Raw genomic sequence first — 1947 nt, forward strand, 5'->3', positions numbered from 1 at the left:
GTCAGCCTGCGTTGAATCAAATAGGCGTAGGTGGGGAACCGCCTGAACTGAAACATCTAAGTAGGGCGAGGAAGAGAAATCAACAGAGATTCCGCAAGTAGTGGCGAGCGAACGCGGAAGAGGGCAAACCGGAGGATTTATCCTCCGGGGTTGTGGACTGACACAACGGTGAGATAGGTTAGCTGAACGGTATGGGAAGGCCGGCCATAGCGGGTGATAGCCCCGTAAGCGAAAGCTGAATCTCATTAGTCAGGATCCAGAGTACCGCCGGACACGTGAAACCCGGTGGGAAACTGGGGGGACCACCCTCCAACCCTAAATACTACCTGATGACCGATAGAGGAGCAGTACCGTGAGGGAAAGGTGAAAAGGACCCCGGGAGGGGAGTGAAACAGAACCTGAAACCTTGTGCTTACAAGCACTCAAAGCACGTTAACGTGTGATGAGGTACCTTTTGTAGAATGGTCCGGCGAGTTATTGTTACTGGCAAGCTTAAGGTATTCAGTACCGGAGGCGAAGGGAAACCGAGTGTTAATAGCGCGCATAAAGTCAGTGGCAATAGACCCGAAACCGGGTGACCTATCCATGGGCAGGTTGAAGTGGGGGTAAAACCCCATGGAGGACCGAACGCACGCCCGTTGCAATGGTCGGCGATGACCTGTGGATAGCGGTGAAATTCCAATCGAACTCGGAGATAGCTGGTTCTCCCCGAAATAGCTTTAGGGCTAGCGTTATCTTAGATTGCCGGAGGTAAAGCACTGAATGGGCTAGGGGCCGATAAGGTTACTGAACCCTATCAAACTCTGAATGCCGGATAATTGATGGATAGCAGTCAGTCTACGTGAGATAAGTCTCGTGGACAAAAGGGAAACAGCCCAGACCCACAGCTAAGGTCCCAAATGTATGCTAAGTGGAAAACGATGTGGAGTTGCGAAAACAACCAGGATGTTGGCTTAGAAGCAGCCACTCATTAAAAGAGTGCGTAATAGCTCACTGGTCGAGTGACTCTGCGCGGAAAATATAACGGGGCTAAGCATGCAACCGAAGCTTGGGCTGCATCGCAAGATGCGGGGTAGGGGAGCGTCGTGTACGGGGTGAAGTCGCAGCGGAAGCAGCGGTGGACTTTACACGAGTGAGAATGCCGGAATGAGTAGCGAGAATTATGTGGGAATCATAATGGCCGAAAATCTAAGGTTTCCTGGGGAAGGTTCGTCCGCCCAGGGTAAGCCGGGAGCTAAGGCGAGGCCGAAAGGCGTAGTCGATGCACATACGGTTGAAATTCCGTAGCCACCGAACCTTAAGCACACTGACACATGGAGATAGCGGGACCCGGGCGTTGGTTGACCCGGGCGTAAGGGACCGAAATAAAGTAGGGAAGTCCGCGATGCTCTGTGGCGAGAAAAGGTGTGTGGTATGCTAAGGTGCCCGTACCGCAAACCGACACAGGTAGATGAGGAGAGAATCCTAAGGCCAACGGGAGAAGGGTTGTTAAGGAACTCGGCAAAATGACCCCGTAACTTCGGGATAAGGGGAGCCTCCTACGGGGGGCCGCAGCGAATAGGCCCAAGCGACTGTTTACCAAAAACACAGGTCTCTGCTAAATCGAAAGATGACGTATAGGGGCTGACGCCTGCCCGGTGCTGGAAGGTTAAGAGGAGAGCTTAGCGCAAGCGAAGGTTTGAATCGAAGCCCCAGTAAACGGCGGCCGTAACTATAACGGTCCTAAGGTAGCGAAATTCCTTGTCAGGTAAGTTCTGACCCGCACGAATGGCGTAACGACTTGGGCACTGTCTCAACAGCCCACCCGGCGAAATTGTTGTACTGGTGAAGAAGCCAGTTACCCGCAACTAGACGGAAAGACCCCATGGAGCTTTACTGTAGCTTAATACTGGAATTCGGTAAATCATGTACAGGATAGGTGGGAGGCTTGGAAGCCAGGGCGTCAGC

Annotated in this window: 1 rRNA gene; it reads left to right on the forward strand. The window is 52.7% G+C overall.

Features of this window, described 5'->3' with window-relative positions:
• A 23S ribosomal RNA gene (locus B5F88_RS19250) occupies positions 1-1947 on the forward strand; the annotation flags it as partial.

Source organism: Flavonifractor sp. An306 (assembly GCF_002159455.1).
Classification (GTDB): Bacteria; Bacillota; Clostridia; order Oscillospirales; family Oscillospiraceae; genus Flavonifractor.